This is a genomic window from Pseudomonas sp. NFACC37-1 (assembly GCF_900101575.1).
Taxonomy (GTDB): domain Bacteria; phylum Pseudomonadota; class Gammaproteobacteria; order Pseudomonadales; family Pseudomonadaceae; genus Aquipseudomonas; species Aquipseudomonas fluorescens_AA.
The window spans coordinates 53,977-79,049 of the sequence record NZ_FMUZ01000013.1 but is presented as its reverse complement, the minus strand read 5'-3'; the positions used below and the strand labels follow the sequence as shown (position 1 = coordinate 79,049).

The following is a 25,073-nucleotide window of genomic DNA, read 5'->3' as shown; positions in this document are numbered from 1 at the left end:
TTGCTCGCGATAGCGGTCTGTCAGTCCATGAAAGTGCTGACTGAACCGACGCTATCGCGAGCCCTCCCACAGGGAATATCGCCAGTTACGGTGTTGGATGGGAGAAATTTTCGATCCTGACCTGCCCCTCTGGAAAGGTCGCGATAATCTCCAATTCCCCCCCCATGGCCCGGATGTAATTTCGCAACGTGCTGATGTACATATCCGTCCGGCGCTCCATTTTCGAGACTGCCGCCTGGTTGATATGCAGTGCCTTGGCCAAGGCCTCCTGGCTCAACTCCTGCGCCTGGCGCAACTCGTGCAACGGCATTTCTGCACGCAACGTCTGGTACAAAGCCTGTGCACGAGCCTGGGAGTCAGGCGACCGACGCGCCATCAAGTCGGAAAATTTCTTAGCCATTGTCAAAGCCCTCTCTCTTCAATACTTCCAAATGCTCGTCATAGAGGCGTTCGGCCAAAGGCACATATTCCTGATACCAACGGCCCTGGCCGGTTTTGTCTCCCCCGATCAGCAGGATGGCGCAGCGGCGGGGATCAAACGCATAGAGCACACGATAAGGCCTACCTGCGTGTTGCACTCGTAACTCACGAAGGTTGCCATGACGCGAACCCTTGATATCACTGGTGTGAGGAAAGCCCAGATACGGCCCCGTGTCGCCGAGCAGCATTACCGAGGCCTGTACAGAGTCTTGCTCTGACTCACAGAGACGGTCCCACCACATCTCAAATTCGTCGGTATATTCAACGTCCCATTTCATTCAAATATGCCACCCAGGCTATATAACCTCAAGGGAATAATCATAGGAGTTTGGGCGGGTATCTGCTCCTGTTGATCGCCCAAGCAATTGTTAAGGCGAGTTTCTGTGGGAGCTTGCCCGCGATAGCGGTCTGTCAGTCCATGAAAGTGCTGACTGAACCGACGCTATCGCGAGCAAGCTCGCTCCCACAGGAATGCATTTCGTCACTACGCCTTTCAATCACGTCAAAATGACTTAAAACCACTCAAAACGACGACATATTGTGTCTTATTAACGTGTTCTACCCTCCCTAGAATGGCTGGCATCTTTCCTATACTCAGACGCGAACACCGCGTCGAGTCGCCCATCAAGGTCCGCCATGAACAAGAACAATCGCCACCCAGCAGACGGTAAGAAGCCCATCACCATTTTCGGGCCGGACTTTCCTTTCGCCTTTGACGACTGGATCGAGCACCCGGCGGGCCTGGGCAGTATTCCCGCCCACAACCACGGTACGGAAGTGGCGATTATCGGTGCCGGGATCGCCGGCCTGGTGGCGGCGTACGAGCTGATGAAGCTGGGGCTCAAGCCCGTGGTCTACGAGGCGTCAAAAATGGGCGGGCGCCTGCGCTCACAGGCGTTCAACGGCGCCGAAGGGGTGATCGCCGAACTGGGCGGCATGCGTTTTCCGGTGTCATCCACCGCGTTCTACCATTACGTCGACAAACTGGGCCTGGAAACCAAACCCTTTCCCAACCCGCTGACCCCGGCGTCCGGCAGCACGGTCATCGACCTGGAAGGCCAGACCTATTACGCACAGAAACTGGCGGACCTTCCCGCACTGTTCCAGGAAGTCGCCGACGCCTGGGCCGATGCGCTGGAGGATGGCTCGCGCTTCGGCGACATCCAGCAGGCGATCCGCGACCGCGACGTGCCACGCCTCAAGGAATTGTGGAACACCTTGGTGCCGCTGTGGGACGACCGCACCTTCTACGACTTCGTCGCCACCTCCAAGGCGTTCGCCAAGCTCTCGTTCCAGCACCGCGAAGTGTTCGGCCAGGTCGGTTTCGGCACGGGCGGCTGGGATTCGGACTTCCCCAATTCGATGCTGGAAATCTTCCGCGTCGTGATGACCAACTGCGACGACCACCAGCACCTGGTGGTCGGCGGCGTCGAGCAGGTGCCCCACGGCATCTGGAATCACGTACCCGAACGCTGTGCGCACTGGCCGGAAGGTACCAGCCTGAATGCGCTGCACCTGGGCGCCCCACGCAGCGGTGTGAAGCGCATCGCTCGCGCGGCCGATGGCCGGTTCAGCGTGACGGACGTCTGGGAAAACACCCGCGAGTACGCCGCCGTGCTGGTCACTTGCCAGAGCTGGTTGCTGACCACCCAGATCGAATGTGAAGAAGCGCTGTTCTCGCAAAAAATGTGGATGGCCCTGGACCGCACCCGCTACATGCAATCGTCGAAGACCTTCGTGATGGTCGACCGACCGTTCTGGAAGGACAAGGATCCGGAAACCGGGCGCGACCTGATGAGCATGACCCTGACCGACCGCCTGACCCGTGGCACCTACCTGTTCGACAACGGCGATGACAAGCCAGGGGTGATTTGCCTGTCGTATTCCTGGATGAGCGATGCGCTGAAAATGCTCCCGCATCCGGTGGAAAAACGCGTGAAGCTGGCCCTCGATGCCCTGAAGAAGATCTACCCCAAGGTGGACATCGCCGCACGGATCATCGGCGATCCGATCACCGTGTCATGGGAAGCCGACCCGCACTTCCTCGGTGCCTTCAAGGGCGCCCTGCCTGGCCACTATCGCTACAACCAGCGCATGTACGCGCATTTCATGCAGGACGACATGCCGGCCGAACAACGCGGGATCTTTATCGCCGGCGATGACGTCTCATGGACACCCGCCTGGGTTGAAGGCGCGGTACAGACCTCACTCAATGCCGTGTGGGGCATCATGAAGCACTTCGGCGGTGAAACTCACGCCGAGAACCCGGGTCCAGGGGATGTGTTCCACGAGATCGGTCCGATCGCCCTGCCTGAATAAAAGGAGTTTTCGATGCGCGTAGCCCTCTACCAATGCCCACCGCTGCCACTGGATCCGGCCGGCAACCTGCACCGCCTGCACCAGGTGGCGCTGGAAGCCAGGGGCGCCGATGTGCTGGTGCTGCCGGAGATGTTCATGACCGGCTACAACATCGGCGTCGATGCGGTGAATGTGTTGGCCGAGGTCTACAACGGCGAATGGGCGCAGCAGATCGGCCGCATCGCCAAGGCCGCCAATCTGGCGATTGTCTATGGCTACCCGGAACGTGGCGAAGACGGGCAGATCTACAACGCGGCGCAACTGATCGACGCCCAGGGCGAGCGCCTGGCCAACTACCGCAAGAGTCACCTGTTCGGCGACCTTGATCACGCCATGTTCAGCGCCGGCGACTCAGCGCTGCCCATCGTCGAGCTCAACGGCTGGAAGCTCGGCCTGCTGATCTGCTACGACCTGGAATTCCCGGAAAACGCCCGGCGCCTGGCCCTGGCCGGCGCCGAACTGATCCTGGTGCCGACCGCCAACATGCAACCCTACGAATTCATCGCCGACGTCACCGTGCGCGCCCGGGCCATCGAGAACCAGTGTTTCGTCGCGTATGCCAATTACTGCGGCCATGAAGCTGAATTGCAGTATTGTGGCCAAAGCAGCATCGCCGCACCGAATGGCAGTCGCCCGGCGCTGGCGGGGCTGGACGAGGCCTTGATCGTCGGTGAACTGGATCGACAACTGCTGGACGACTCCCGCGCGGCCTACAACTACCTGCACGATCGCCGCCCCGAGCTTTACGACGACCTGCACAAACACTGATTGAGGATTGAGAAAGGGCCCTGATCCGCTAGCATGGGCGCATCCTTGTCCTGGAAGCGCCCATGCCGGTCCCCGATTCCCTCCGCCCCCACACTGAAACCCTGGCCAACGGCTTGCGGGTGACATTGCGTCATGTCCCGGGTCTCAAGCGCAGCGCCGCGGTACTGCGCGTCGCCGCTGGCAGCCATGACGCCCCCCTGGCCTGGCCGGGCATGGCACACTTGCTCGAACATCTGTTCTTCCTCGGTACCAAACGGTTCCCCGCCGAGGAGAATCTGATGGCCTACGTGCAGCGGCACGGCGGTCAGGTCAATGCGCGCACCAGTGAGCGCACCACGGATTTTTTCTTCGAACTCCCTCCCGCAACCTTCGCCGACGGGCTGGAACGGCTGTGGGACATGCTCGCCCAACCACGCCTGAACGAAGCTGATCAGTTAGGGGAACGGGAAGTGCTGCACGCGGAGTTCATCGCCTGGTCCCAGGATGCGGCTGCCCAACGGCAGCTTGCCTTGTATGACGGCGTGTCAGCGTCCCATCCACTACGGGGTTTTCACGCCGGCAATCGCGACAGCCTCGCCGTGGAACACGCCGAATTCCAAACCGCATTGCACGACTTCTATCGCCGTTTTTACCAGAGCGGCCAGATGACGTTGAGCTTGGTCGGCCCACAAAGCTTCGACGCCTTGAAAGCGCTGGCACAACGGTTCGGCAGCCATGTATCGGCCGGTGAAGCGGTCGCTGGATCGTCGCCGCCAAAACTGATGGCATCGTCCCAGACGCATTATCAACAGGCCCAAGAAGGTTGTCTCGACCTGTTGTTCGCCTTCGAAGCGTTGCCCGCCGCCTCCCCCCAAGCCTTGGACTTTCTCTGTACGTGGCTGAACTCCAGCAAACCGGGCGGCCTGCTCGCCACGTTGCGTCAGCGCGGCCTGGCTGACAGCCTCAAGGCCACTGCGTTGTATGAGTTTGCCGGACAAGGGCTGCTGCACATCGAGTTCAAGCACGGCAACGCTCAGGCAGCGGCGCAAATCCAGCCGTTGCTGCACGACTGGTTGGGATTCTTTGCCGCCCAGGACGATTGGGCGCCGTTGCGCCAGGAGTTCACCGCGCTGTTGCAACGACGGCAGGAAACAGGATCGGCCTTGCAGTTGGCCCGCAGGGACTGCGAAGGACGTGACACGCCGCTGCTGGCAAACGACCTCGTGAGACTCAGGGAAATCCTCAGGCAACTGCACCCCGCCGATACCGTCGTGGAACCCTGGCAACTGCCCACGCCCAATCCGTTCCTGCAAACACCAAGCGAAGCGCCTCGTGCCGGCCTGATCCGCGGCCAGACCAGTGCCCACCGCGGCTTGCGAACCTTCGCCCAGGATCGCTCCCGGGGCCGTCGGGAACGCTCGCCCATGCAGTTCAGCCAGGCGCTGCCAGACAAGGGTCGCGAAGGCGCGGTGTACCTGCGCTGGCAACTGGCGGCCCAGGCACCGCTCGACTTTCAATCCAGACTCGACCGACACCTGCAGGATGTCCGCGAAGAGGCTCGGCAGGCTGGCGTGGAGGTCAGTTTCGAACCGTCCGCTCATCAATGGCTGCTCAAACTGGTCGGCTTGCAGGCACCGCTGCCGTTGGTGCTCGAACACGTTCTGGCGAAGCTTGCCCAACCACTGCCGATGGCCCAGGCCGGTGACGAAACGCCGTCGATGCCGATTCGACAGCTGTTGAAGGCGCTGCCGGATCATTGCCGGCAATCATCAACGTTGCCAATGCCCGACAGCGATCAAGACGTGTGGACAACGGCCCGCTGGGATGGGCTGTCCATCGGTCTGTCGGCCGCCACCCAAGGGGCGCTTGGCCCGGCGCTGGCCCGTGTGCCGGGCGTTGCCGGCGAGGACGTCAGCCTGGCGTCGGCGTCGCGTGGGCAACGCGTCTGGCATGGGTTCCAGACCCACGGTGAAGAATCGGCCGTGTTGCTGTTTTGCCCGACCGCCACCTCGGCGCTCGCCGACGAAGCTGCCTGGCGGTGGCTGGCGCAGCTGTGCCAGACGCCGTTCTACCAGCGCCTGCGCGTCGAGTTGCAGGTGGGTTATGCGGTGTTCAGCGGCTTGAAGCAGGTCGATGGGCAAACCGGGGTGTTGTTCGGCGTCCAATCGCCCAGCCTCTCGGCGGCAGAACTGATCGCCCACCTCGAGCAATTCCTGGCCGGGTTACCGGCGCTGATCCAGCAGTTGGATGATGCGTCCCTGACCCGGCAGCAGCAGGCTCTCGCCGCCCAACTCCAGAGCAGTGCCCTGCCCTTCGCCCAAGCCGCCGAACTGCTCTGGCAGGGCAAGCTGGCCGGCCGCCCGTCGGATTATCTTGAGCAACTGCCCGCTGCCATCCTGTGCCTGGATCGCGCCCAGCTCGAGGCTGCCGTCCAGGGTTTGCTCGATGCGCAAGGGGGATGGTGTTGCCTGAGCAACGGCGCTTGCCCGTCAGAACACTGGCAAGCGGCGCAGTGATCATTGCAACCGCTGTAATGAGCTTTCTTCGAGAATCGCGGCGAACGAATTTGTCAGATTTAGTAACATAGGCGCCTAAGCATCTGAACATCTCCGAACGGAGGTGGACTATATGTATAAGTCTCCACCGTTCCATCGAACCAAAGCCCACCCACCAAAGGAGTATTCCCATGTCCTGGTCCAAACCCGCATATATCGACCTGCGTATCGGTTTCGAAGTCACCATGTACTTCGCCAGCCGCTGATTGCTGCAGGCTGTTAAGCACGCAGCACTACGCCTCGGCCAGCCGAGGCGTTTTTATTTCGGTTTGCAGATGGAGCAGCCATGTTCGTCCAGATTCTAGGTTCCGCCGCCGGTGGCGGCTTCCCCCAGTGGAACTGCAACTGCGCCAATTGCGCAGGTTTTCGCAACGGCAGCCTGCGGGCCCAGGCGCGGACCCAGTCGTCCATCGCCCTGTCCGATGATGGCGTGAACTGGGTGCTGTGCAACGCCTCCCCGGACATTCGCGCCCAGCTCCAGGGCTTCGCCCCGATGCAGCCGGGCAGGGCCCTGCGCGACACCGGCATTGGCGCGATCATCCTGATGGACAGCCAGATCGACCACACCACCGGCCTGCTCAGCCTGCGCGAAGGGTGCCCGCACCAGGTCTGGTGCACCGACATGGTCCATGAAGACCTGAGCACGGGCTTTCCACTGTTCAACATGCTGACCCACTGGAACGGCGGGCTGAGCTGGAATCGCATCGAACTCGACCAGAGCTTCACCATCGCCGCCTGCCCGAACCTGCGCTTCACCCCGCTGCCCCTGCGTAGCGCCGCACCGCCCTATTCACCCCATCGCTTCGACCCACACCCAGGCGACAACATCGGGCTGATCGTCGAAGACCTGCGCACGGGCGGCAAGCTGTTCTATGCCCCGGGCCTGGGCAAGGTCGACGAGTCGTTGTTGGCGATCATGGCCGGCAGCGATTGCTTGCTGGTGGACGGCACGATGTGGGACGACGATGAAATGCAGCGCCGTGGCGTAGGCAACCGCACCGGCCGGGAAATGGGCCACCTGGCCCAGAACGGCCCCGGCGGCATGCTGGAAGTGCTGGAGCAACTGCCCGAACAGCGCAAGGTCCTTATCCATATCAACAACACCAACCCGATCCTGGACGAAGACTCGCCCGAGCGGGCCGAGCTTGTACGCCGAAAGATTGAAGTAGCCTACGACGGAATGAGTATTGAGTTGTAGGAAGGTCGGTACCAATGTGGGACGACAGTCAACGCTTGTGCTGGCTGATAGGACGCCTTCGCGAGCAAGCCCGCTCCCACAGAGGCTGAGTAACTCGATATTTCATCCGCCGCAAAATCAATGTGGGAGCGGGCTTGCTCGCGAAGAGGCCAGACCAGGCACCCCAACCGCCAACGGTTATTCCCCCGGAGACCGAAATGACTGACACCCCCCTGTCCCCCGCCGAGTTCGAAGCGGCCCTGCGTGCCAAAGGCGCGTATTACCACATCCATCACCCCTATCACGTGGCGATGTATGAAGGCCGTGCCACTCGCGAGCAGATCCAGGGCTGGGTCGCGAACCGTTTCTACTATCAAGTGAATATCCCGCTCAAGGACGCCGCGATCCTGGCCAACTGCCCGGACCGGGAAATCCGTCGCGAGTGGATCCAGCGCCTGCTCGACCATGACGGCGCGCCCGGTGAGGACGGCGGCATCGAAGCCTGGCTGCGGCTGGGCCAGGCGGTGGGCCTGGACCCCGACCAACTGCGCTCCCAGGAGCTGGTGTTGCCAGGGGTGCGCTTCGCGGTGGACGCCTACGTCAACTTCGCCCGCCGGGCCAGTTGGCAAGAGGCCGCCAGCAGCTCGCTGACCGAACTGTTCGCCCCGCAGATCCACCAGTCGCGCCTGGACAGTTGGCCCCAGCATTACCCGTGGATCGACCCGGCCGGCTATGAATACTTCCGCACCCGCCTGGGCCAGGCCCGACGCGATGTGGAGCATGGCTTGGCGATCACCTTGCAGCACTACACCACCCGCGCAGGGCAGGAACGCATGTTGGAGATTCTCCAGTTCAAGCTGGACATCCTCTGGAGCATGCTCGACGCCATGAGCATGGCCTACGAATTGAACCGCCCGCCCTATCACAGCGTGACCGACCAACGGGTTTGGCACAAAGGAATTACCTTATGAGTTTCGACCGCAGCCAAACCCCGCGCTGGCGCCCCGGCTATCGTTTCCAGTACGAACCGGCCCAGAAAGGCCACGTGTTGCTCTATCCTGAAGGCATGATCAAGTTGAACGACAGCGCTGCGTTGATCGGTGGCCTGATCGACGGCGAACGGGATGTCGCGGCCATCATCGACGAATTGGCCAAGCAGTTTCCCGATGTGCCGGAACTCGGTGACGACATCGAGCAATTCATGGAGGTCGCCCGTGCACAGCACTGGATCGAACTTGCCTGACACCACCGCCCTGCCGCCCAGGCCGGAAGTCGGCCTGCCGCTGTGGCTGCTGGCGGAGCTGACCTATCGGTGCCCGTTGCAATGCCCGTACTGCTCCAACCCGCTGGACTTCGCCGAGCAGGGCAAGGAGTTGAGCACCGAGCAGTGGTTCAAGGTCTTTCGCGAAGCCCGGGAAATGGGCGCCGCGCAGCTGGGTTTTTCCGGTGGCGAGCCGCTGGTGCGCCAGGACCTGGCCGAACTGATCGGTGAAGCGCGCAGCCTGGGTTTCTATACCAACCTGATCACCTCCGGCATCGGCTTGACCGAACAGAAAATCAGCGACTTCAAGAAGGCCGGGCTCGACCATATCCAGATCAGTTTCCAGGCCAGCGACGAGCAGGTGAACAACCTCCTGGCCGGCTCGAAGAAAGCCTTCGCGCAAAAGCTGGAAATGGCCCGGGCGGTGAAGGCCCACGGCTATCCGATGGTGCTGAACTTCGTGACCCACCGGCACAACATCGACAAGATCGACCGCATCATCGAGCTGTGCATCGCCCTGGAAGCCGACTTCGTCGAGCTTGCCACGTGCCAGTTCTACGGCTGGGCGCAGCTCAACCGCGCCGGCCTGCTGCCCACCCGGGAGCAACTGGTACGCGCCGAGCGCATCACCAATGAATACCGCGCCAAACTGGAAGCCGAAGGCAATCCGTGCAAGTTGATCTTTGTCACGCCGGACTACTATGAAGAACGCCCCAAGGGCTGCATGAATGGCTGGGGCAGCATTTTCCTCACCGTCACGCCGGACGGCACGGCATTGCCCTGTCACGGTGCCCGACAGCTGCCGGTGCAATTTCCCAATGTGCGCGACCACAGCATGCAGCACATCTGGTACGACTCGTTCGGCTTCAACCGTTTCCGCGGTTATGACTGGATGCCCGAACCGTGCCGCTCCTGCGATGAAAAAGAAAAGGACTTCGGCGGCTGTCGCTGCCAGGCGTTCATGCTCACGGGGGACGCCAGCAACGCCGACCCGGTGTGCAGCAAGTCCGAACACCACGGGGTGATTCTCCAGGCCCGTGAAGACGCCGAGCACGCCACGCAAACCATTGAACAGTTGGCCTTTCGCAATGAACGAAACTCGCGCCTCATCGCTAAAGGCTGAGCCTTTCAGCGCCGCCCAGGCCGTTGCCGCCGGCACCGACTTCGCCGAACTGCAGGTCGGGCCCTTGGGCTTGTTCTGGAATGAATACCGCCCTGCGGACGGCGCCTGTCGGATCTGGCATTGGCAAGAGGCCGAGGCACGCTGTTTGACGCCGGACGGGTTCAGCGCGCGCAGCCGGGTCTATGAATACGGCGGCGGATCGTTCTGCCTGAGCCATGACGGCGTGCTGTTCGTCAATGAGACCGACCAGCAGCTGTACCACCAATCGCTGAGCGACAGGCAGCCCGTGGCGCTGACCTCCGGTGAGTGCCGCTACGGGGACCTTGGCTTTGCCGGTGGCCAGGTGCTGGCGGTGGAAGAACACGCCAACCAGCATCGCCTGGTGTCGATCGGGTTGGCGGATCATCAACGGCATCTACTGGCTGAAGGCGCCGATTTCTACGCTTCGCCGACCCTGAGCCCCGACGGCCAGCGGCTCGCCTGGGTTGAGTGGAGCCGCCCGCATCAACCCTGGACAGCGACGCGGTTGATGTTGGCCGAACGCACTGCTTCGGGTTGGGGCGAGCCACGCTGTGTGGCCGGCGACGGTCAGCAAGAGTCCATTCAGCAACCGCGTTTCGACGCGGCCAGTCGCCTTTATTGCCTGAGTGATCGCGGTGGTTATTGGCAGCCCTGGAGGGAGTCGGGCCAAGGCCTGGAACCACTGCCCGCCGCCGAAGCCGATCACGCCCCGGCGCCATGGCAACTGGGTGGCTGCACCTGGCTGCCGCTGGATGAACACACGTACCTGGCGAGTTGGACCGAAGCAGGTTTCGGGCGCCTGGGCCTGTGTCGCGGCGACGACGCCAGCGAAGACTTTACCGGCCTCTATACCCGCTTTCGCAGCCTGGCGCTGGATGAGCGGTTCATCTACGCCATTGCCGCCTCGCCGACCGGCCCGTCGGCGGTCATTGCCATCGAGCGGCATAGTCATGAAGTCGCGGTGCTGGCCGGCGGCGTCGCGCCATTGCCCATCGAACAGATCAGCCGTCCTCGACCCCTGCGTTATCCATCCGGGTCAGGCGAGGCCCACGGGTTCTTTTACCCGGCCATGAATGTACAGGCGAAGCCACCCTTGGTGGTGTTCATTCACGGTGGCCCCACCTCGGCCTGTTATCCCCTGTTCGATCCGCGTATCCAGTATTGGACCCAGCGTGGCTTTGCCGTTGCCGATCTCAATTACCGCGGCAGCAGCGGCTATGGCCGGGCCTATCGACAGGCATTGCATTTGAACTGGGGCGTGGTGGATGTCGAGGATGCCTGCGCGGTGGTTGCCTACCTGGATGAACAAGGCCTGATCGACGGCCGTCATGCGTTCATCCGGGGTGGCAGTGCCGGTGGCTACACGACCCTCTGCGCCTTGGCGTTCCATGAAGTCTTCCGTGCCGGCGCCAGCCTCTATGGTGTGAGCGATCCTGTCGCCCTCGGCCGGGCCACGCACAAGTTCGAAGGGGATTACCTGGACTGGCTGATCGGCGATCCGCAACAGGACGTCGAACGCTACCGCGCCCGCACCCCATTGCTGCACGCCGGGAACATCCGTGTGCCGGTGATCTTTTTCCAGGGTGAACTGGACGCCGTGGTGGTGCCGCAGCAAACCCGCGACATGGCCAGCGCCTTACAGGCCAACGGCGTGGCCGTCGAGGCACACTACTACCCGGATGAGCGCCATGGTTTTCGCAAAGCCTCGAACCAGGCGCATGCGCTGGAGCATGAGTGGTTGTTCTATCGCAGGGTGGTGGAGGGCGATCTGTAGGAAGCCAAACACACTGTGGGAGCGAGCTTGCTCGCGATGGCAGTAGTCCAGTCGATATTTCCGTGGACTGACACACCGCTATCGCGAGCAAGCTCGCTCCCACAGGGGGATTTCATGACCGATGAGTTCAGCGCTTGGCGATGATGTACACCGCATGCACGATGCCGGGGATGTAACCCAACAGCGTCAGCAGGATATTCAGCCAGAACGCCCCGCCGAAACCGACTTGCAGGAACACCCCCAGTGGCGGCAGCAGGATGGCGATAATAATGCGAATGAAATCCATGGATGACTCCCTGATCGACGATGGCCAAATTGCCACATAGCTCATTGACCCCAAGCCGCTCGTCAGGGTTCAGTGAAACGCAACCAGAAGCAGCCTCGGTGTAGGGCACGCTGCCAAGGAACAAAAAACGCAGGCAAAAGAAAACCCCGCCGAAGCGGGGCTTTGCAGACTGTTTCCCTGACATCCATTTCACTCCGCCGTCCTGGCAGAATCCTACGTGTCCGTGTTGTTACTTTTGCGCGTCCTGCGCGGCGTCCATGTGAAGTAGATTAGCCCTGGATCCAATCTGCCGATAGAGGGAAAACGCCAGTACATTGTGTAAGCCTTTGCTTACACAATGTCAGTTTTTAGAACTGCCCGGGCTCCAGCAGGAACAGCGACTCGCTGCCAGCTTTCACCGAAGCACTCAGGGAGTGAATGCGCGGCAGCAGGCGAGCGAAATAGAACCGCGCCGTGCCCAGTTTGCTCGCGTAGAAATCCTCCTGGCCTTCCTTGCCCATGGCCGCCCTGGCCATCAGTGCCCACATGTAGGCATAGGCGGTATAGCCGAACGCCTGAAGGTATTCCACCGACGCTGCGCCGATTTCGTTCGGGTTGTTCTTCGCCCGGTCCAGCACCCATTCAGTCAATTCATCCAGCGTACCGACCGCGTCGTTCAGGGGCTTGGTGAACTCCGCCAGATCGCTGCTCGCGGTGGCGGTGAAATGGCGGATTTCATCGGCGAACAACCGGTAGAACGCACCGCCACTGCCGACGATCTTGCGCCCTACCAGGTCCAGTGCCTGGATCCCGTTGGTACCTTCGTAGATCTGGGTGATGCGCACGTCACGCACCAGTTGCTCCTGGCCCCATTCACGAATGTAACCATGGCCGCCGAACACCTGCTGGCCATGGACCGTGGTTTCCAGACCCAGGTCGGTCAGGAAGGCCTTGGCCACTGGGGTCAGCAAGGCCACCAGGTCTTCGGCGCGCTTGCGGGTGACCGGGTCTTCGCTGAACTTGGCGGTGTCCAGTTGCATCGCCACGTAGGTGGAAAATGCCCGGCCACCCTCGTTCGAGGCCTTCATGGTCAGCAGCATCCGACGCACGTCGGGGTGGACGATGATCGGGTCTGCGACCTTGTCCTTGTTCTGCGCACCAGTGGGCGAACGGCTTTGCAGGCGGTCACGGGCATATTCGACGGCGTTCTGGTAGGAACGCTCGCCGGAGGCCAAGCCTTGGATGCCAACCCCCAGACGCTCGTAGTTCATCATGGTGAACATCGCCGCCAGGCCTTTGTTCGGCTCACCCACCAGGTAGCCCACGGCTTCGTCGAAGTTCATCACGCAGGTGGCGGACGCCTGGATGCCCATCTTGTGTTCGATCGACCCGCAGTTGGCCGCATTGCGCGCGCCCAGGCTGCCGTCGGCATTGACCATGAACTTGGGCACCAGGAACAGCGAGATACCCTTGGGGCCCGCCGGTGCGTCTGGCAGTTTCGCCAGCACCAGGTGAATGATGTTCTCGGTGAGGTCGTGCTCGCCACCGGTGATGAAAATCTTCGTGCCACTGACCTTGTAGGAACCGTCGGCCTGAGGTTCGGCCTTGGTGCGGATGATCCCCAGGTCCGTACCGGCGTGAGGCTCGGTCAGGCACATGGAACCGGCCCAGACGCCGGCGTACATGTTCGGCAGGTACGCCGCCTTCAGTTCTTCGCTGGCATGGGCATTGATCGACAGGCAGGCGCCGGCGGTCAGCATCGGGTACAGGCCGAAGGACAGGCTGGCGGAGTTGACCATTTCCTCGACCTGGGCCGAAACAGCCTTGGGCATGCCCATGCCGCCGTACACCGGATCACCACCGACACCGACCCAACCGCCTTCAGCGTAAGTCTGGTAGGCCTGTGGGAAACCTGCCGGCGTGGTGACGGCGCCGTCAGCCCAGTGGCAACCTTCTTCGTCAGCGGCGCGGCTGAGGGGGGCGATGCTTTTGCTGGTGACTTTGCCGGCTTCTTCGAGGATCGCTTCGACCGTTTCAGCATCCACGGTGTCAGCCAACCCCGGCAATTGGGCCCAGAGTTTCGCGACCTCGAACACTTCATTGAGGACGAAGCGCATATCGCGCAGGGGCGCTTTGTAGTCAGCCATGGCAAACCTCGCAGGATCTAAACAGTTGGATTCGTAAAAGACGGTTTCGCAATGACCTGAGTGTACCTCAACAACTTTTGCGACACATAGGGTCAACCCATGACTGTTTTGTTATTTTTAGTCACCATCACAGCTGCACTATCTAACGTTGTGAACCGTGACGAGAAAGCCTGCTCCCCGCTTGAGTGCGCAGCACTCACAAAAAGAGGCTGCTACGCAGCCCAGCGGGAGCCATCTCCCTCGCCACTGGTCAGTCAAAGTGCAAACAACTCCGCCGGCAGTTGCATCAGACAATCGCTCCCCGCCTCGATGGCAGCCTGATGGGCGGTCGTACGTGGCAGCAGGCGCTTGAAGTAGAACTCGCAGGTCGCCAGTTTCGCCTGGCAGAAATCGCCGTCACCGTTGCCGCTGTCGAGTTGCGCCTGGGCCACCAAGGCCATGCGCAACCACAGGTAGGCCAGGATGATGTAACCGCTGTACATCAAATAATCCACGGAGGCGGCACCGACTTCATCGGGGTTTTTCATGGCCGCCATGCCAACCCGAGTGGTCAACTCGCCCCACTGTTGGTTAAGCCCATCGAGTTGCGCGACGTACTCCTTGAGCTGCGGATGTTGCGCATTGGCAGCGCAGAACTTATGGACAATCTTGGTGAAGCCGCGCAACAACTTGCCCTGGCTACCCAGCACCTTGCGCCCCAGCAGATCCAGGGCCTGGATGCCGTTGGTGCCCTCGTAGATCGGCGCGATACGGCAGTCGCGCACCAACTGCTCCATGCCCCACTCGCGAATGAAGCCGTGGCCGCCGAACACTTGCATGCCGTGGTTGGTTACTTCCAGCCCGGTGTCGGTCATGAAGGCCTTGCAGATCGGGGTGAGAAACGCCAGCAGGTCCTCAGCTTCCTGCCGGGCAGTCGCGTCCGGACTCAGGTGCGCGGTGTCCAGCAGTTGCGCAGTGAAATAGGTCAGCGCCCGATTGCCTTCGTTGAAAGCCTTCATGGTCAGCAGCATCCTGCGCACATCGGGATGGACGATGATCGGGTCGGCGACTTTTTCCGGTGCCTTGGGGCCGGTCAGCGCGCGCATCTGCAGACGGTCGTTGGCGTATTTGATCGCGCCCTGGAAGCTCGCCTCCCCCAGGCACAGGCCCTGCATGCCAGTGCCAAGCCGGGCGTGGTTCATCATGGTGAACATGCAGTTGAGGCCCTTGTTCGGCTCGCCGATCAGGAACCCCTTGGCTCCATCGAAATTCAACACACAAGTGGCCGAGGCCTTGATGCCCATCTTGTGTTCGATCGAGCCACAGGAAACGCCATTGCGCGCCCCCGCCTCACCCGTGGCGTCGGGCAGGAACTTGGGCACGATGAACAACGAGATGCCTTTTGTCCCGGCGGGGGCGTCCGGCAGCTTGGCCAGCACCAGGTGGATGATGTTATCGCTCATGTCGTGTTCGCCGGCGGAAATGAAGATCTTGCTGCCGGAGATCGCGTAGCTGCCGTCGGCCTGGGGCACGGCGCGGGTCTTGATGATGCCCAGATCGGTGCCGCAGTGGGCTTCGGTCAGGCACATGGTGCCGGTCCACTGGCCGGCGGTGAGTTTGCTCAGGTAGGTCTGTTTCTGTGCTTCAGTGCCGTGGGCATGAATGGCCGACATGGCACCGTGAGTCAGGCCCGGGTACATGCCCCAGGACGTGTTGCTGGAACCGATCATCTCGCTGATGACCAGGCCCAGGGAGCTGGGCAAGCCTTGGCCACCATACGCCGGATCTGCCGCCAAGCCGTGCCAGCCGCCTTCCACGTACTGTGCGAAAGCCTGCTTGAAGCCTGTAGGCGTGGTGACCACGCCGTTGTCGAAATGGCAGCCCTCTTCGTCACCGGAGCGATTGAGCGGTGCCAGCACGTTTTCACAGAATTTGGCGCCTTCCTCGAGGATTGCGCTGACCATGTCCGGGCTGGCATCGCTGGCGCCCAACTCGGCATAACGGCCATGGAAATCGAAGACGTGATCGATCAGAAAGCGCATGTCGCGCAGGGGGGCTTTGTACTCGGGCATGGTGGTTTTCTCCGGTAGCAGATCGTTCCAACCTACTGCCGGCCACCCTGGCCCACAATCACAGTCCAGACGCTGAATGCGCCGTCATCACTCAACCCGCGGCGGCTTCCATGCGCACCGCGCCGCGGCGGTTCTGGCCGAAGGCAACGACACAGTTACGCCCCGCGCCCTTGGCGTTGTACAGCGCCTGGTCGGCGGACTTGAGTACTTCTTCGGGCGTGCGCTGCTCAAGGCGCTCCGCGACACCGATGCTGACCGTCACCGATACGCTGGAAGCACCCGCGCCGGAGCGACGCTGGCGGCCTTGCTGATCGTCCTGGGGACGGCTATCGGGATTGCGCAGCTGGATGGCATACGTCTCGATGGACTGGCGGATGACTTCCAGATGGGGCATGCACTCGTCGATGGTCTTGCCTGCGAACACCAGGGCAAATTCCTCACCGCCGTAGCGATACGCCCTACCGCCACCGCCGATCTTCGACAACTTGCTGGCGACCAGGCGCAGCACCTGGTCGCCCACGTCGTGGCCGTGGGTGTCGTTGAATTTCTTGAAATGGTCCACGTCACTCATCGCCAACACATAGTTGCGCCCCAGGCGCTGCATGCGTTCGTTCAGTGCCCGCCGGCCCGGCAGGCCGGTCAGCTCGTCACGGAAAGCCATCTGATAGGCCTCGTGGGCAACCGCCGCGGCGATCATCAACATGACCTGGCTGCACATGATGTTCAGGGTGAACGGCAGGATGAACGTCTTGGGCAGCATCCAGAACAACCCCAGCAAACCCACCAGTTGTGCCGCGTGCAGTGGCCGGGGATTGCGCCAGTATTGCCAGGCCAACAGCAGGAACGCGGCGGCGAACATCGGGTAGGACAATTGGATCAGGCTCATCCAGGCACCGTGCAACGCGGGCCAGCGGATCTCCGAGAGCCACAACAACAAGGCCTGGGGGAAACTCTGCTCCAAAGCCAGCGCCACACTGCCAAAGACCAGCAACACCGCGAACCGCGCCACCATGTCCTGGAACAGGTGGGTGCGCTCCTGCCACGCCGCGAACAGCCCGAACAACAGCGGCAACAACAGGCAGACGAGATGGAACACCACCGCCGCGTCTTCACGCACCTTACCGTTATCGCGATAAAAGTCGGTCTGGGTGTCCAGGAGAAAATAGGCGATATACACCGTGACCATCAGAAACAGTTCACGTTGACGTCGGTAGACCGCGCAATACGCCCCGCCTAGCAACAGCACCAGCGTCGGGAGAACGTTGAACAGCGAGGTGAAGAAAACGTTGAGATCCTTGACGTAGGCAGCCGCAAGCCCCGCCACCAGCAACAGCAATGACGGTAGGAAATGGCTCAAACGTACAGCGGAAGAACGCGGCAAGGGTAAAGCTCCGACCCGGCTGATCAAAGATGGCATTGTGCCTGCAATTGGAACAGTAAGGCACGCGAGATGTGACAGATGTCACACTGCCATCGCTGTAACGGCAGGGCGGGAGGTTTTCTTAAGGCTTTGTCGGAGCAATTGTTGTTACAGAGTTTTCATGCAAACAACTGCGCCTGCTCAGATGGAAAACCTGAGCTTGCGATCCACCGCAAAGTGGCCGCTACCACGCACGGCAATATAGAGCGCAAGGAATCCCATCAACACGGGAAATTCAATGCCGCGATCGATCCAGGGCCAAGTGGGGCCAAGGGCATAGCTGATACCGACCATTTGCATCGCCATCATCAACGCGACCGGGCGCGCCCACAGACCGATAGCCAGCATGACCGCGCCGACCGTTTCAAGAAGCATGACCAGAACGGCCCATTGCGCGGCGAACGGCAAGCCCATGACGTTCTGGATCAGGTTGATGGAGCCCGCCATGGGATCCGCCATGGAACCGTGGGATATCCCCAGGGCTTTGGGAAGGCCGTGGGTAAACATGACAACGCCGAACGCAAACCGCAGCACTGCATACAAAACGGGCTCCGCACGGGTGTAAAGCCCATCCAGCGCAGGAAACAGCAGGCGCTCTTGGGAGGCGGTGGTTTCTAGGGAGGTAATCCCGGACTTACGTTGTGACGTGTCCATCTCGGTAGTCCTTTTTGTGAATGAGGTTTTCAGAGGCACCCGCTAACGCGACCGGCACTTGCTGGCGAGATGCTGGACTCCTCGCGTCAATGACCAGCGCCCTGGCGAACCCGCTTTTGCAGCGAATGCGCCAGCAGGGCCGCTGTCGCTCCCAGCGTCCCGGCCAGGGCCAGCATCCCGAAGGTTGTGAGCGATGGGGGTTGGTGCGAAGCGAAATACGCCACCAGCCCCAGGAAGAAACCGAGCAGGTTGTTGAACACCGGTGCCTTGGCCAAAGACAGCGCAATGACCGTGATGGCGAACACCACTGCACTGATGGTATAGCTGCCCAGAACAGGCGTCAGCGCAGCCATGGCCTGGGCCGCACCGATACCCAGAATGACGCCGATCAGCACGCAAGCCAGGTTGATCGCCCCTTGCTTGAGGTTGAGCCCGCGGGTAAAGAATGAAATCCACCCGACAAACATGGCCCACACCGGAACCTCCAGTGCCATCACGCTCAGGGTGGCGGCTGATGACGCAATGACCGACTCACCTACCACCACCTTCAGATGAGTGAAAAATGCATTATTGGCCATGACTCACCTCCCGGGTCGCAGGTACCCGCCGTGACGTCAAGAGGCCAGACAGGGCGATACGACGCAGGAAGCAGTCGCCAGCGGCGATCAGGCACCAGGCCGCAAGAGTGATGTTCACTTTCATGGTCAATTCCTTTCCGGTACGTGCGATAAAGCTGGTTTCATGGGATCGGCACCGGCCGAGCCCACATGGGGCGAAGGTTTTCAGCCCCGCAACCCCATGATGTCGATTGACCGTCTGTGAATAAACGGGATGAAATTGACTTATCTATTCCAAAAACCACAACAAATGGGCCGCTCTGGACCGTTTCGACGCGTTGCAGGGACAGGTGACGGAATTTGAAGCACGAGGCTGGATTTCCACAGTGAGAAATTCGGCGACTTGAAGCCTGCTGGTGCTTGAGGCGGGTGTTTGTCGGCGGCGCAAAAAAAAACCGCTGCTCCCGAAGAAGCAGCGGCTTTTTTCAAAGAACTGCGTAAGGCTTAGTAACCCAGCGCGAAGTCTTCTTCTTTCATGTCCATCAGGTTGTTCGCGCCCGACAGCATGGTTGCCACGTGGGTACGGGTACGCGGCAGGATGCGCTGGAAGTAGAAGCGCGCGGTCTGCAGCTTGGCGGTGTAGAAGGCTTCTTCGGTGGTGCCGGCTGCAAGTTTTTCCGCCGCCAGGCGCGCCATGTCGGCCCAGAAATAGGCCAGGCAGGCATAACCGGAGTACATCAGGTAGTCCACCGATGCCGCGCCCACTTCTTCACGATCCTTCATGGCCGCCATGCCGACCTTCATGGTCAGCTCGCCCCATTCCTTGTTCAGCGCAGCCAGGGGTTCGACGAACTCCTTGACCGCTTCGTTACCTTCGTTGCTCTGGCAGAACTTGTGGACGATCTTGGTGAAGCCCTTGAGTGCCTCGCCCTGGGTCATCAGCACTTTACGGCCCAGCAGGTCGAGGGCCTGGATGCCGGTGGTGCCTTCGTACAGCATCGAGATGCGGCTGTCGCGAACGTTCTGCTCCATGCCCCACTCGGCGATGAAGCCGTGGCCGCCGTAGATCTGCACGCCATGGTTGGCCGATTCGAAACCGACTTCGGTCATGAAGGCCTTGGCGATCGGCGTCATGAACGCCAGCAGCGCATCGGCTTTTTTCTTCTCTTCTTCGTCCACGCCGTACTTGACGATGTCGACCTGCTTGGCGGTGAAGTACACCATCGCCCGGTTCCCTTCGGCGAAGGCCTTCATGGTCAGCAGCATGCGCCGCACGTCAGGGTGCACGATGATCGGGTCAGCGGCCTTGTCTGGCGCTTTCGGGCCCGTCAGGGAGCGCATTTGCAGGCGATCACGGGCATATTTCAGGCCGCCCTGGAAGCCGATCTCGGCGTGGGCCAGGCCTTGCAGCGCAGTGCCCAGGCGTGCGGTGTTCATGAAGGTGAACATGCAGTTCAGGCCTTTGTTCGCCGGGCCGATCAGGTAACCGGTGGCCGCGTCGAAGTTCATCACGCAAGTGGCGTTGCCGTGAATGCCCATCTTGTGTTCCAGGGAGCCACAGCTCACCGCGTTGCGCTGGCCGATGGAGCCGTCGGCGTTAGGCAGGAATTTTGGAACGATGAACAGCGAAATGCCCTTGGTGCCAGCCGGTGCGTCCGGCAGGCGTGCCAGCACGATATGGACAATGTTGTCGGCCATGTCGTGTTCACCGGCCGAAATGAAGATCTTCGTACCGGAAACCTTGTAGGAACCGTCGGCCTGAGGCTCGGCCTTGGTGCGCAGCATGCCCAGGTCGGTGCCACAGTGCGGTTCGGTCAGGCACATGGTGCCGGTCCATTCACCGGAGACCAGCTTGGTCAGGTAGGCCTCTTGCTGCTCGGGCGTACCGTGCTCGGAAATCGTGTTCATCGCGCCATGGGACAGGCCCGGGTACATGCCCCACGACCAGTTGGCTTCACCGACCATCTCGCTGACCGCCAGGCCCAGGGATTCCGGCAGACCTTGACCGCCATGCTCGACGTCGTGGGCCAGGCTCGGCCAGCCGCCTTCGACGAATTGCTTGTAGGCTTCCTTGAACCCGGCCGGGGTTTTTACGCCGGACTCGCTCCAAGTGCAACCTTCGATGTCACCCACACGGTTCAGCGGAGCCAGCACCTGCTCACAAAACTTGGCGCCTTCTTCGAGAATGGCGTCAACCATGTCCGGAGTTGCATCCTGGCAAGCCGGAAGGCTCTGATAATGCGCTTCGTAGCCAAGCAGTTCGTCACGAACGAAGCGAATATCACGCAAGGGGGCCTTGTAGTCAGGCATAGCGATAAACCTCTGCTGATGTAACCGGGAATGAACGACCGCGTGGATTTGTTGTAGCGGTCAAACAGTTGTTTGAAACATACGTTTACGCCCAAATCTTGTCAAGCGCCGATCTTTTGCCGTTCGTCATCAGCCTGAGAAAAATGTCGGACACAGGAAACCCATCGCCCTGAAGAATCCGCGATGCGCGTAGGAAAAGATTAGTTGAGCAATAAGACGTTAGAGACAAAAACGCCGCGAATAATCGCGGCGTCTTGGCAAATCTGAAGAGCAGGATCAGGCAAAGGTATCGATCAATGTCCCGAGCATTTCGTCGGATGCCTTGGCGACGTTGGCACCCAGTTGCACCTGGAACTTGCCTTGGGCCATTTCGACCATGTTGGCGGCCTGGTCCGACTGCTGGCTACGATCCACTGAACGCAGGCGATCAACCTGGACTTCCGAAGACTGGCTGGTGACCGAACGCTCGATCATGTTGTTGGCGATCTGGCCGGCGGCCTGATCGACGCGGTTCTGCCCTGTCTGAATCGTGCTCAGACCGGCATAGAACGCGGTACTTCCTGAGATTTCCATGGCAGAGCTCGCCTTCTTGAAGGGTCGACAGTGGCCATTGAATCAGAACCCCCGGGAAAAGGCCCGACAAAAACACTAATGGCACAGTGCCGTGTCATAGGCAAAACCTTGGCGAGGCTCAGTCCAGCAGATCCAATTGCAGGTGTCCGGCCACGGCTTCGGCCGTCACGCTCTGGATCCGCGCCACCCTGCCCAGGCACGGTGCCGGAAGTCGCTCGGCCAAGGTTGCCAGGTTTTCTTCCAGGCGCGAGGTGGCCGGGTCGATGATGTTCGCGACCCAACCGGCAAGCTGCAAGCCATCACGGGCGATAGCCTCGGCGGTCAATAACGCGTGGCTGATGCAACCCAGGCGCACACCCACCACCAGAATCACCGGCAAGTCCAGCGCGATCGCCAGATCGGAAAGATTGTCCTGGCCGGCCAGCGGTACACGCCAACCACCTGCGCCCTCGATCAGGGTGAAATCGGCGTTCAGCGCCAGCACTTCGCGCATCGGGCCAAGTAGCGACTGCACCGTCAGGGCAACGCCCGCTTCCCGGGCGGCCAGGTGCGGCGCTATTGCCGGTTCGAACGCCACCGGATTGACCTGTGCATAAGTCAACGGTATCGAGCACTCGGCCAGCAAGGCCAAGGCATCGGCGTTGCGCAGACCCTTGGGCGTCACGTCGCAGCCAGAGGCCACGGGTTTTCCGGCAGCCGTGCTCATGCCAGCCTGTCGGGCAGCATGCAGCAGGCCCGCCGCGACAGTGGTCTTGCCTACATCGGTATCAGTGCCGGTAATGAAATAGGCCTTGCTCATAGCGGTTTCTCCAAAACGGCGTAGACCACCTGGTAAGTTGCCGGTAGCCCCTGGGCCTGACGAAACCGCTCATAGGCTTCGACCAGCGCGAGAATCCGCGCCCTGCCCGTCAAGCCACCAGGACGACCTGGGTTCAGATTGTGGGCACCCAAAGCTTTCAATTCATGTGTCAGGCTGCGCACATCAGGGTAATGCAGCACATGCGGACGGATTTCAAGACTGACGACATTCAGCCCGCTGGCCGCGCAAAGGTGTTGATACGTCTCGAACGCACGGAAACGGTTGACGTGCACCAAGCCATCCACCTGACGCCAGCTGTCGCGCAATTCGTACAAAGTGCCCACGCAAAGGCTGGTGAAGGCCAACACCCCACCCGGCTTCAACACTCGATGGGCCTCGCTCAGCACCGTGGCGAAATCCGCGCACCATTGCACCGCCAGGCTGGAGAACACCAGGTCGCAGCTCGCCGCCTGCAAAGGCAGCCGCTCGGCATCACCGGCGATAAAATATTCGGCGCCACCCTGGGGACGCGCATGGTTGAGCATGCCTTCGGCGATATCCAACGCCAGGCCGGTGGCCGCACCAAAACGCGCACCCAAGGCCCGAGTGAAATAGCCGGTGCCGCAGCCCAGGTCCAGCCAACGTTGCGGCGTGAAAGAAGGCGCCAAGCGACCGAGCAACTGCTGGCCCACGTCGCGCTGCAGCTCGGCCACGCTGTCATAGCTGGTCGCCGCCCGGGAAAACGACGCCGCTACCTGGCGTTTGTCGGGCAAGGCACCGGGCAATGGAGGGAGAGACAAATCAGTCATCGCCGGACTCGTGCAAAAAAACCTGGATCGCCGCCGCTATACCGTGAGGGTCTTCCAGAAGGAATCCGTGGCCGGCCTGTTCAATCAGACCGATTTCGACATCCGGCAGCAAGGCCAGCAAATCACCCGCGGCCTCGGCCGGCACCAAGGCATCGAGCCCGGCAAACAGATGCAGTTGCGGGCCTCGGAAACTCTGCAACGCAGCACGGGTGTCCAATCGCGCCAGCAGTTCGAGCCCGGCCATCAATACGTCGGGCGAAGAACTTGGCGCCCCGGCCAACAACAACCGCGACAACCCGCGTGGATCGCTGCAGCCCTGGGCACACAGCAGACTGAAACGCTTGAGGGTCTGGCGTGGGTCGGCCCCACAGCCGGCGAGAAAGCCATCGAACGTCTGGCCGTCCATCGCGCTCGACCATTGCTCGTGGGCGACAAAGGACGGATTGCTGGCCATGGTCAGCAGGCCACAGCAGCGCTCACCCCGGCGCGCCGCCAGCGCCGAGGCCAGCATACCGCCCAGGGACCAACCGCCCAGCCAGGTGTCCTGAGGCAAGGTGGCGTCCAATTCTTCGAGCCATTCATCGGGGTCGCTCGATAGCAATGGCGGCAACGGCTCGATTTCCACCCGCAGGTGTTCGTCGAGCCCTTGCAAGGCCGCCGCCAGCGGTTCCAGCGGTGAAACGCCCAAGCCCCAACCGGGCAGCAAAATCAGTCGATCACGCATGGCTTGGCTCCGGTCCCAACAGGGCAAAACACTCGGCCAGTGCATTCAACAATAGCTGCACCTGGGCCTCGCTGTGGGCGGCGGTCAGGGTCACGCGCAAACGAGCGCTGCCGGCCGGCACGGTGGGTGGGCGGATCGCCGTGACCATCAGCCCCCGCTCACGCAGCATCTGCGACAAGCGCATGGCCCGTCCCGCATCGCCCACCAGGATCGGCTGGATCGGCGTGAAGCTGTCCATCAATTGCAGGCCGATCTGCTCGGCACCCTGGCGGAACTGGCGGATCAGCACCTGCAGGTGTTCACGCCGCCAATGCTCGCCGCGCAGCAGTTCCAGGCTCTTGAGCGTGGCGCAGGCCAGGGCCGGCGGTTGGCTGGTGGTGTAGATGTAGGGACGCGCGAACTGGATCAGGCTTTCGATCAGTTCCTCGCTACCGGCGACGAAGGCCCCAGCGGTGCCAAAGGCCTTGCCCAGGGTGCCGACCAGCACCGGCACGTCCTCCTGGCTCAAGCCAAAATGTTCGACGATACCGCCGCCATGGGCCCCCAGCGGACCAAAGCCGTGGGCATCGTCGACCATCAGCCAGGCACCCCGGGCCTTTGCCTCCCGGGCCAGGGCCGGCAGGTCGGCAATGTCGCCGTCCATGCTGAACACGCCGTCGGTGACCACCAGGGTATTGCCAGTGGCTTTCTCCAGGCGACTGGCCAGACTCTGGGCATCGTTGTGCAGGTATCGGTTGAAACGCGCACCGGACAACAGCCCGGCGTCGAGCAGCGAAGCATGATTGAGGCGGTCTTCCAGCACCGTATCGCCCTGCCCCACCAACGCGGTGACCGCGCCGAGGTTGGCCATGTAACCGGTGGTGAACAGCAACGCCCGCGGACGCCCCGTCAGGTCGGCCAACGCTTCTTCCAGGGCGTGATGAGGGCTGCTGTGGCCAATCACCAAATGGGAGGCGCCGCCCCCGACGCCCCAACGCGCCGCGCCAGCGCGCCAGGCCTCGATCACTTGCGGGTGATTGGCCAAGCCCAGGTAATCGTTATTGCAGAACGCCAGCAACGGCTGGCCGTCCACCACCACTTCCGGGCCCTGGGGGCTTTCGAGCAGCGGGCGCTGGCGGTAGAGGTTGTCGGCACGACGGGCAGCCAGGCGTGCGGCGAGATCGAAGGGCATGCAGGCCTCGGGGTGAACCACTTATTTAAGACGGGGGGAGATCCCCTGTGGGAGCGAGCTTTTGTGGGAGCCAAGCTTGCTCGCGATGAGGGCATCG

At 61.5% G+C, this 25,073-nt stretch carries 24 protein-coding genes; 9 read left to right on the top strand and 15 right to left on the bottom strand.

Annotated elements, in window-relative coordinates; all coding sequences use genetic code 11:
* Window positions 1-85 precede the first annotated feature (85 nt).
* Together BLP82_RS15700 and BLP82_RS15695 are read right to left on the bottom strand one after the other, a co-directional pair.
* Window positions 86-400: an XRE family transcriptional regulator gene (locus BLP82_RS15700; RefSeq protein ID WP_025215812.1), complete on the bottom strand. Its 315-nt coding sequence runs from the start codon at window positions 398-400 to the stop codon at window positions 86-88.
* Complete coding sequence (locus tag BLP82_RS15695; RefSeq protein ID WP_092169623.1) at window positions 393-758, bottom strand: type II toxin-antitoxin system RelE/ParE family toxin; 366 nt, start codon at window positions 756-758, stop codon at window positions 393-395. The genes BLP82_RS15700 and BLP82_RS15695 overlap by 8 nt, the downstream gene beginning before the upstream one ends.
* Before the next feature lie 358 nt (window positions 759-1,116).
* Between BLP82_RS15695 and BLP82_RS15690 the strand changes: the two genes are divergently transcribed.
* The 9 genes from BLP82_RS15690 (at window position 1,117) to BLP82_RS15650 (ending at window position 11,496) form a co-directional block, all read left to right on the top strand.
* Window positions 1,117-2,799 (top strand): flavin monoamine oxidase family protein, encoded by a 1,683-nt coding sequence (locus BLP82_RS15690; protein ID WP_092169618.1) that lies wholly within the window; start codon window positions 1,117-1,119, stop codon window positions 2,797-2,799.
* Between the two features lie 12 nt (window positions 2,800-2,811).
* Window positions 2,812-3,606, top strand: a complete 795-nt coding sequence (locus BLP82_RS15685) for a carbon-nitrogen hydrolase family protein (RefSeq protein WP_092169614.1) — start codon at window positions 2,812-2,814, stop codon at window positions 3,604-3,606.
* 62 nt (window positions 3,607-3,668) lie between these two features.
* Complete coding sequence (gene pqqF / locus BLP82_RS15680; RefSeq protein WP_092169610.1) at window positions 3,669-6,101, top strand: pyrroloquinoline quinone biosynthesis protein PqqF; 2,433 nt, start codon at window positions 3,669-3,671, stop codon at window positions 6,099-6,101.
* Window positions 6,102-6,271: 170 nt separating this feature from the next.
* Window positions 6,272-6,346 (top strand): pyrroloquinoline quinone precursor peptide PqqA, encoded by a 75-nt coding sequence (gene pqqA, locus BLP82_RS15675; RefSeq protein ID WP_003177660.1) that lies wholly within the window; start codon window positions 6,272-6,274, stop codon window positions 6,344-6,346.
* Window positions 6,347-6,426: 80 nt separating this feature from the next.
* Complete coding sequence (gene pqqB / locus BLP82_RS15670) at window positions 6,427-7,338, top strand: pyrroloquinoline quinone biosynthesis protein PqqB (protein WP_092169607.1); 912 nt, start codon at window positions 6,427-6,429, stop codon at window positions 7,336-7,338.
* 197 nt (window positions 7,339-7,535) lie between these two features.
* Window positions 7,536-8,288, top strand: coding sequence for a pyrroloquinoline-quinone synthase PqqC (gene pqqC, locus BLP82_RS15665; protein ID WP_060740340.1), 753 nt, complete (start codon window positions 7,536-7,538; stop codon window positions 8,286-8,288).
* A complete protein-coding gene (gene pqqD, locus BLP82_RS15660; protein WP_060740339.1) occupies window positions 8,285-8,560 on the top strand; it encodes a pyrroloquinoline quinone biosynthesis peptide chaperone PqqD in 276 nt (91 codons plus the stop codon). Before pqqC ends, pqqD begins: the two co-directional genes overlap by 4 nt.
* Window positions 8,532-9,701: a pyrroloquinoline quinone biosynthesis protein PqqE gene (gene pqqE, locus BLP82_RS15655; RefSeq protein WP_092169603.1), complete on the top strand. Its 1,170-nt coding sequence runs from the start codon at window positions 8,532-8,534 to the stop codon at window positions 9,699-9,701. Before pqqD ends, pqqE begins: the two co-directional genes overlap by 29 nt.
* Window positions 9,667-11,496: a S9 family peptidase gene (locus tag BLP82_RS15650; protein ID WP_092169598.1), complete on the top strand. Its 1,830-nt coding sequence runs from the start codon at window positions 9,667-9,669 to the stop codon at window positions 11,494-11,496. Before pqqE ends, BLP82_RS15650 begins: the two co-directional genes overlap by 35 nt.
* A 127-nt stretch (window positions 11,497-11,623) precedes the next feature.
* Here BLP82_RS15650 and BLP82_RS15645 read toward each other — a convergent pair whose 3' ends face one another.
* From BLP82_RS15645 to bioF, 13 genes are all read right to left on the bottom strand, one after another.
* On the bottom strand, window positions 11,624-11,782 hold the full coding sequence (locus BLP82_RS15645) for a YqaE/Pmp3 family membrane protein (RefSeq protein ID WP_003177654.1): 159 nt from the start codon (window positions 11,780-11,782) through the stop codon (window positions 11,624-11,626).
* A 347-nt stretch (window positions 11,783-12,129) separates the two neighbouring features.
* The gene (locus tag BLP82_RS15640) at window positions 12,130-13,908 is read right to left on the bottom strand and encodes an acyl-CoA dehydrogenase C-terminal domain-containing protein (protein ID WP_092169594.1); all 1,779 of its coding nucleotides are present in this window, start codon (window positions 13,906-13,908) and stop codon (window positions 12,130-12,132) included.
* A gap of 254 nt (window positions 13,909-14,162) precedes the next feature.
* Entirely contained in the window at window positions 14,163-15,959 is a 1,797-nt protein-coding gene (locus BLP82_RS15635; RefSeq protein ID WP_092169590.1) for an acyl-CoA dehydrogenase C-terminal domain-containing protein, read from the bottom strand.
* A gap of 91 nt (window positions 15,960-16,050) precedes the next feature.
* Complete coding sequence (locus BLP82_RS15630) at window positions 16,051-17,340, bottom strand: GGDEF domain-containing protein (protein ID WP_060740334.1); 1,290 nt, start codon at window positions 17,338-17,340, stop codon at window positions 16,051-16,053.
* A gap of 180 nt (window positions 17,341-17,520) precedes the next feature.
* Complete coding sequence (locus BLP82_RS15625; protein WP_218189422.1) at window positions 17,521-18,033, bottom strand: DoxX family protein; 513 nt, start codon at window positions 18,031-18,033, stop codon at window positions 17,521-17,523.
* A gap of 86 nt (window positions 18,034-18,119) precedes the next feature.
* Entirely contained in the window at window positions 18,120-18,611 is a 492-nt protein-coding gene (locus BLP82_RS15620) for a DUF1097 domain-containing protein (RefSeq protein WP_092169585.1), read from the bottom strand.
* Window positions 18,601-18,735: a hypothetical protein gene (locus BLP82_RS31665; protein WP_256576619.1), complete on the bottom strand. Its 135-nt coding sequence runs from the start codon at window positions 18,733-18,735 to the stop codon at window positions 18,601-18,603. Before BLP82_RS31665 ends, BLP82_RS15620 begins: the two co-directional genes overlap by 11 nt.
* A gap of 359 nt (window positions 18,736-19,094) precedes the next feature.
* On the bottom strand, window positions 19,095-20,900 hold the full coding sequence (locus BLP82_RS15615) for a phenylacyl-CoA dehydrogenase (protein ID WP_060740332.1): 1,806 nt from the start codon (window positions 20,898-20,900) through the stop codon (window positions 19,095-19,097).
* Window positions 20,901-21,176: 276 nt separating this feature from the next.
* Window positions 21,177-21,473, bottom strand: coding sequence for a pyrroloquinoline quinone biosynthesis protein PqqE (locus tag BLP82_RS15610; RefSeq protein ID WP_092169580.1), 297 nt, complete (start codon window positions 21,471-21,473; stop codon window positions 21,177-21,179).
* A gap of 118 nt (window positions 21,474-21,591) precedes the next feature.
* A complete protein-coding gene (gene bioD, locus BLP82_RS15605) occupies window positions 21,592-22,272 on the bottom strand; it encodes a dethiobiotin synthase (RefSeq protein ID WP_092169576.1) in 681 nt (226 codons plus the stop codon).
* Window positions 22,269-23,081, bottom strand: a complete 813-nt coding sequence (bioC, locus tag BLP82_RS15600) for a malonyl-ACP O-methyltransferase BioC (RefSeq protein WP_092169571.1) — start codon at window positions 23,079-23,081, stop codon at window positions 22,269-22,271. Before bioC ends, bioD begins: the two co-directional genes overlap by 4 nt.
* Window positions 23,074-23,805, bottom strand: coding sequence for an alpha/beta fold hydrolase (locus BLP82_RS15595; RefSeq protein WP_092169567.1), 732 nt, complete (start codon window positions 23,803-23,805; stop codon window positions 23,074-23,076). The genes bioC and BLP82_RS15595 overlap by 8 nt, the downstream gene beginning before the upstream one ends.
* Window positions 23,798-24,976 (bottom strand): 8-amino-7-oxononanoate synthase, encoded by a 1,179-nt coding sequence (gene bioF, locus BLP82_RS15590; protein WP_092169562.1) that lies wholly within the window; start codon window positions 24,974-24,976, stop codon window positions 23,798-23,800. The genes BLP82_RS15595 and bioF overlap by 8 nt, the downstream gene beginning before the upstream one ends.
* Between the last annotated feature and the right edge of the window lie 97 nt (window positions 24,977-25,073).